Origin of the sequence: Pseudomonas sp. D(2018), assembly GCF_005502555.1 — a bacterium.
GTDB classification, from domain to species: domain Bacteria; phylum Pseudomonadota; class Gammaproteobacteria; order Pseudomonadales; family Pseudomonadaceae; genus Metapseudomonas; species Metapseudomonas resinovorans.
Map to the genome: position 1 here is coordinate 1 of NZ_SCOK01000100.1, position 6,966 is coordinate 6,966.

The following is a 6,966-nucleotide window of genomic DNA, read 5'->3' on the forward strand; positions in this document are numbered from 1 at the left end:
GTGCTGGGGGCGACTCCGGCGCAGCTGGAGAACGCGGCGGAGATCGGCCTGGAGCACAACCTGGGGCTGACCTGCGACCCGGTGGGCGGGCTGGTGCAGGTGCCGTGCATCGAGCGCAACGCGATAGCTGCGGTGAAGGCGATCAACGCGGCGCAGATGGCGCTGCGCGGTGATGGTGAGCACTTCATCTCGCTGGACCGGGTGATCCGCACCATGCGCGACACCGGCGCCGACATGCACGACAAGTACAAGGAAACCTCACGCGGCGGGCTGGCCGTGAGTGCCGTGGAGTGCTGATGCCATGAGCGCCTATCAAGCCCTGCGCAAGCCTGAAACCCGCTTCGAGTCCATCGGCTTCCTGCTGTTGGATGACTTCAGCCTGATCGCACTGGCCGGCGCCCTCGAGCCGTTGCGCCTGGCCAACCAACTGTCCGGAACGGGCCTCTATCACTGGTGCACCCTGACGTGCGACGGCACCCCGGTGCGCGCCGACAACGGCATGCAGCTGACGCCCGAAGGCAGCCTCGCCGAGGCGCGCGAACTGGACGCCCTGATTCTCTGTGGCGGCGACGGCGCTCCACTCGCCGACGCCGGATTGCTCGCGCAACTCCGCGACCTGTCCGCCCACGGCGTGAAGCTGGGCGCACTGGAATCTGCCCGCGCTGTGCTGGCCGACGCCGGTTTGCTTCAGGACGGCGAAAATATTCCGGCCTGGGCCAGTCGGCTGACCCTGCGCGATGCCCTCGCCAGCGCGCAGCCCAAGCTGCAGGAAGTGATCGCGCTGATGGAGGCCAATCTGGAAGAGCCCATCGACCTGGATGACTTGGCCAGCTTCATCGAGCTGTCGCGGCGCCAATTGGAAAGGCTGTTCCAGAAGTACCTGCACTGCTCGCCATCGCGCTACTACCTCAAGTTGCGCCTGCTGCGTGCTCGCAAACTGCTGCGCCAGACCGCCCTGCCGGTGGTACAGGTGGCCTTCGGCTGCGGCTTCCTTTCCGCGCAGAATTTCTCCAAGTGCTACCGCGAGCACTTCGGCATCCCGCCCAGCAACGAACGGCTGGACAAGCCGCAGCTCTGCCGCGCCGCGATGCACTGAGCACCCTTGGCACCACTTCGGGCCCGCCCGTGCCTGGCAGCACGGTCCGGGCCCGTTTTTTTGCCGGGGCAAAAAAGCTCGGGGCTTTCCTTGTAGGGGCGAATGAATTCGCCCCTACACAAGAGCATTCGCGCCTGCCGGCTAGTCCGAGTTAACCCAACTGCCCTCACCCCAGCCCTCTCCCAGGGGGAGAGGGGGCTGTCCGTGCAGACTTCGCACACTGTGCCCGGCATGAGTCACCCCTCTCCCTGCGGGAGAGGGGCCGGGGGTGAGGGTGTTCAAGCACTGTTCGGAGCCCCAGCCCCACCCCAGCGGATCTGACCAACTTGGGGTCGGATTCGTACAAAAAGTGGCCGGTTGCTTCTGTTGCAATGCTGTCCAACGGCCCACCAATCCGGTGTGTCGAGTCAGTGGATAACAACAAGGGTTCACCGCCATGCAAATGCCCAAGACGCTCCGCATCCGTAACGGCGACAAGGTTCGCTCCACCTTCTCCGCCCAGGAATACGCCAGCCGCCAAGCCAAACTGCGCGCGCACCTGGCGGCGGAGAACATCGACGCCGCGATCTTCACCTCGTACCACAACATCAACTACTACTCCGACTTCCTCTACTGCTCCTTCGGCCGCCCCTACGCGCTGGTGGTGACCCAGGACGACGTCATCAGCATCAGCGCCAACATCGACGGCGGCCAACCGTGGCGCCGCACCGTCGGCACCGACAACATCGTCTACACCGACTGGCAGCGCGATAACTATTTCGTCGCCATCCAGCAGGCCCTGCCGAAAGCACGCCGCATCGGTATCGAGCACGATCACCTGAACCTGTTGAACCGCGACAAGCTGGCCGCCCGCTACCCCGAAGCCGAGCTGGTGGATGTGGCAGCCGCCTGCATGCGCATGCGCATGATCAAGTCCGCCGAAGAGCACGTCATGATCCGCCACGGTGCGCGCATCGCCGACATCGGTGGCGCGGCGGTGGTGGAAGCCCTGCGTGACCAGGTGCCGGAATACGAAGTGGCGCTGCATGCCACCCAGGCCATGGTTCGCGCCATTGCCGACACCTTCGACGACGTGGAGCTGATGGACACCTGGACCTGGTTCCAGTCCGGCATCAACACCGACGGCGCGCACAACCCGGTGACCACCCGCAAGGTGAACAAGGGCGACATCCTCAGCCTCAACTGCTTCCCGATGATCGCCGGCTACTACACCGCCCTGGAGCGCACCCTGTTCCTCGACCACTGCTCCGACGACCACCTGCGCCTGTGGCAGGTCAACGTCGAGGTGCACGAGGCCGGCCTCAAGCTGATCAAGCCCGGTGCGCGCTGCAGCGATATCGCCCGTGAACTGAACGAGATCTTCCTCAAGCACGACGTGCTGCAGTACCGCACCTTCGGCTACGGCCACTCCTTCGGCACCCTCAGCCACTACTACGGCCGCGAGGCCGGCCTGGAGCTGCGCGAGGACATCGACACGGTGCTGGAGCCGGGCATGGTGGTGTCCATGGAACCGATGATCATGCTGCCGGAAGGCCTGCCGGGTGCCGGTGGTTACCGCGAGCACGACATCCTGATCGTCAACGCGGACGGTGCCGAAAACATCACCAAATTCCCCTACGGGCCGGAGAAAAACATCATCCGCAAATGACCCCGTCCACGCCCGCGCAGAGCCGACCGCCTGCGCGGGCCGTGGTTTCACGCACCACCACAACAAGAATCGACGCGCGGCATTCACGGGGTCCAGACCCCGCGCACGCGCCGCCTTTTGACTACCCGCTGCCGAACTAGCACGACATAACAATAGAGGTACAGGCGATGGTCAGGTTTATTGCAGGAACGCTCCTTCGGGGAGCGGCCGACAGTGTGTCTTTCAACAACGGTCGGGGCGCTCCCGTCCATACTTCGGAAACCCAGGCGCAACTCCCGATTGCAGGGGGTGCCCGATGAGCACATCCAACCAGTCCCTGGCCTACGGCCAGGCCGCGAGCCCAATGTCCAGCAGCGAGCGCAGCACGCTCCGCCGCGCGGCGACCGCCAGCTTCATGGGCAACTTCGTCGAGTGGTTCGACTACGCCGCCTATGGCTATCTGGCGGCGGTGATCGCCGTCGTGTTCTTCCCCGCCACGGACAAGACCACCGGCTTGCTGGCGGCCTTCGCGGTGTTTGCCATCTCCTTCATCATCCGCCCCATCGGCGGCATCGTCTGGGGTCATATCGGCGACCGTTACGGCCGGCGTAACGCCCTTTCCCTGTCCATCCTCATCATGTCCGGCGCCACCTTCTGCATCGCGCTGCTGCCGACCTATGCCCAGGTGGGCATGCTCGCGCCGCTGTTGCTGTTGCTGATCCGCCTGGTGCAAGGTTTCTCCGCCTCCGGGGAATACGCGGGTGCGGCGGCCTTCCTCGCCGAGTACGCGCCGGACAACAAACGTGGCTTCTACACCAGCCTGGTGCCGGCCAGTACCGCAGCGGGGCTGCTGTTCGGTTCGCTGTTCGCGGCACTGCTCTATTCGCAGCTGGACACCGAACAACTGCACAGCTGGGGGTGGCGCATCCCCTTCCTGCTGGCGGCCCCCCTCGGGCTGATCGGCCGCTACATCCGCCTGCACCTGCAGGACACGCCCAAGTTCCGCGAGATGGAACAGGCGATGGCGAAGAAGGAAACCGAGCACAAGGTGCCGATCCGCGAACTCCTCGGCGTGCATCGCAAGAAAGTGCTGGTGGCCATCGGCGTCACCTGCCTCAACGCGGTGGCCTTCTACCTGATCCTCAGCTACATGCCGACCTATCTCTCCACCGAGATGGGCATGACCGAGACTGATTCCTTCCTGGCGTCCACCGTGTCGCTGGCGACCTACATCGGTTTCATCTTCCTGATGGGCAAGCTGTCTGATCGCTTCGGCCGCAAGACCATGCTGATCGCCGCGTCGCTGCTGTTCCTCGCCCTCACGCTGCCGCTGTTCGGCCTGCTGGAAGGGCAGGGCTTCGCCTTCATCCTGCTGATTCAGATCGCCTTCGGCCTGATGCTGGCGATGAACGACGGCACCCTGCCGTGCTTCCTCGCGGAGGTGTTCCCGACTCGGGTGCGCTACAGCGGCTTCGCCTTCAGCTTCAACACCGCCAACGCCCTGTTCGGCGGCACCGCGCCGTTCATCGCCACCTGGTTGATCAGCCAGACCGGCGACAAGATGGCGCCGGCCTGGATGCTGGTGGGCGCGGCAGCCGTGGCGTTGCTGGCGATGCTGACCATCCGAGAGACGGCGCATAAGGCCCTGGCGGACGACTGACGGCTGGCCCCTGGCGATCCTGCCAACTTCGGGTCGGATACGTACAAAAGTCGCCCACGCACTTCTGATGCAATGCCATTAGCGGAAGTCCGTCTGGCGCCGAGAATCCCTGGAGTATTTCGATGAGCAAGAGTGTTTTCGTAGGTGAGCTGACCTGGAAGGACTACGAGGCGCGCATCGCAGGCGGCGACTGTGTGCTGATGCTGCCGGTCGGCGCCCTGGAGCAGCACGGCCATCACATGTGCATGAACGTGGATGTGCTGCTGCCCACTGCGGTGTGCCAACGGGTTGCCGAGCACATCGGCGCGCTGGTCCTGCCGGGCCTGCAGTACGGCTACAAGTCCCAGCAGAAGTCCGGCGGCGGCAATCACTTCCCCGGAACCACCAGCCTGGACGGCGCCACGTTGACCGGTACGGTGCAGGACATCATCCGCGAGCTGGCCCGCCACGGTGCGCGCCGGCTGGTGCTGATGAATGGCCACTACGAAAACTCCATGTTCATCGTCGAAGGCATCGACCTTGCCCTGCGCGAGCTGCGCTATGCCGGCATCCAGGACTTCAAGGTCGTGGTGCTCTCCTACTGGGACTTCGTGAAGGACCCAGCGGTGATCCAGCGTCTCTATCCCGAGGGGTTCCTCGGCTGGGACATCGAGCACGGCGGCGTCTTCGAGACGTCGCTGATGCTGGCGCTGTACCCGGATCTCGTGGACCTGGACCGCGTCGTCGATCACCCGCCTGCGACCTTCCCGCCCTATGACGTGTTTCCGGTGGACCCGGCCCGCACGCCGGCGCCGGGAACCCTGTCGTCGGCGAAGACGGCCAGCCGGGAGAAGGGCGAGTTGATCCTGGAGGTCTGCGTCCAGGGCATCGCCGACGCTATTCGCGAGGAGCTCCCGCCCACCTGACCAGGCATTGCGTCAACCCGAACAGAACAAGCGACTTCACAACTACAACAAGTGACCGCTGCGGCGGTTCGCGAGGAAGTTTCAGCTATGTCGAATTCAGACGCGCACAAAGAGTACGGGCTCAATCAGATCAAACCGGCGGAGCGCAGCTACGGCTTCGGCGACACCGTGTGGACCTGGTTCGGCTCCGGCATCAACACCGGTTCCTGGTTCTTTGGCGGCATGGCCGCCTCACTGGGCATGGTCTTCGTCCTGCAGTACAGCATTCTCTGGCTGCCGCTGATGATGATTCCCTGGGCGGCAGTGGCCTATATCGGCTACCGCTACGGTGCCAGTACGGCCGTGGTGGCCCGTCCTGCCCTGGGCACCAAGGGGTCGCGCCTGACCGGCGTGGCCCAGTTCCTGGTGCTGATCGGCTGGCCCAGCGTGAACAGCTTCATCGCCGCCATTTCCCTCACCCACGTGTTCGGCGCGGCGTTCGGCTGGCCGACCTTTGGCCAGCCCGGCGCGGCGGGACCGATGGTGCTCGGCATTCTGTTGACCGCCGTGGCGCAGGGCATCATCACCTTCCTCGGCCATGAGGCGATTCGCTATCTGGAGCGCGTCGCCGGCGTGCTGCTGCTGGTGCTGGGCGTCTGGGTCAGCTACATCGTGCTGTCGCAGTGGGACCTGGGTGAGCTGATGGCGTTCAAGGTGGCGAACCCGGCCCACTCGGTGGCCTTCTACATAGACCTGGCCTTCGGTTTCTCCTGGACCTGGGCCCAGGTGGCGGACTTCTCCCGCTTCGCCAAGACCGGCAAGGCGGCCACCGTGGGCAGCTGGCTGGGGCTCAACGTGGGGCAGGGCTGGTTCATGCTGATCGGCGCCATTGGCACCATCGGGGTGGCACTGCAAACCGGCAGCATCGACCCCAACAACTCCGACCCCAGCTCCACCCTGGCTACCCTGGGGTTGGGCCTGGTGTCCTTCCTGGTGCTGATTTTCGCCACCGTCAGCACCAACGTCACCGTGCTCTACGGCTCCGGCATGGGCCTGCTGGGCGCGTTCAAGAGCCTGACCCCGAAAAAGGCCCTGGCGATCATCGTCGTGCTGCAGTTGGCGCTGTGCTTCGTGCCCATGGCCTTCGACTCCTTCCTGCATTACTTCGAGACCTTCCTCGGCGTCATCGGCGGCCTGTTCATCCCGCTCTGGACCATCATCCTGGTCGACTACTTCTGCGTGCGCGGTAAGCGCATCAGCGACCGCGACCTCTTTGCCGAATCCGGCGGCGCCTATTACGGCAGCAATGGCTGGAACCCGGCGGGTATCGCCGCGCTGGTCCTGGGCTTTGCGGTGTACTTCGTGTTGGCCCATGTGTTCAAGGACATAGCCGAGCAGATCACCGCGAGCTTCCCCGCCATCCTGGTATCAGGGCTGGCCTACTGGCTGTTGGCAAAAAAGCCGGTAGTGGCCCTGAGCGCAGGGGTTGAACAGGACGCCTGACACGCGAGGTACGGAAATGAAAACGCCGCCCCCGAGAGGAGGGCGGCGTTTTTGTTCGTGAGGTTGGTACGTTCACTTGTAGGGGCGAATGAATTCGCCCCTTCTATGAAGATCTCGGTGTCAAGGCCTGTTCCTCCGATTCATGACTCGGGGTACGCATCAAGGCAGCGGGGCATGCTGCTCGTGAGACCTGGCG

Annotated in this window: 6 protein-coding genes; all 6 read left to right on the forward strand. The window is 64.4% G+C overall.

What is annotated here, in order from left to right:
* Positions 1-297: L-serine ammonia-lyase, iron-sulfur-dependent, subunit alpha (locus FFS60_RS28175; RefSeq protein ID WP_177474096.1), on the forward strand; the 297-nt coding region annotated here is incomplete at its 5' end.
* Positions 298-301: 4 nt separating this feature from the next.
* Positions 302-1,096, forward strand: a complete 795-nt coding sequence (locus FFS60_RS28180) for a GlxA family transcriptional regulator (RefSeq protein WP_137823855.1) — start codon at positions 302-304, stop codon at positions 1,094-1,096.
* A gap of 436 nt (positions 1,097-1,532) precedes the next feature.
* Complete coding sequence (locus FFS60_RS28185; RefSeq protein WP_137823856.1) at positions 1,533-2,744, forward strand: M24 family metallopeptidase; 1,212 nt, start codon at positions 1,533-1,535, stop codon at positions 2,742-2,744.
* A 295-nt stretch (positions 2,745-3,039) separates the two neighbouring features.
* Positions 3,040-4,383 (forward strand): MFS transporter, encoded by a 1,344-nt coding sequence (locus FFS60_RS28190; RefSeq protein ID WP_137823857.1) that lies wholly within the window; start codon positions 3,040-3,042, stop codon positions 4,381-4,383.
* A 122-nt stretch (positions 4,384-4,505) separates the two neighbouring features.
* Positions 4,506-5,288 (forward strand): creatininase, encoded by a 783-nt coding sequence (locus FFS60_RS28195; RefSeq protein ID WP_137823858.1) that lies wholly within the window; start codon positions 4,506-4,508, stop codon positions 5,286-5,288.
* An 87-nt stretch (positions 5,289-5,375) separates the two neighbouring features.
* Positions 5,376-6,770 (forward strand): cytosine permease, encoded by a 1,395-nt coding sequence (locus FFS60_RS28200; RefSeq protein WP_137823859.1) that lies wholly within the window; start codon positions 5,376-5,378, stop codon positions 6,768-6,770.
* The last annotated feature ends 196 nt before the right edge of the window (positions 6,771-6,966 follow it).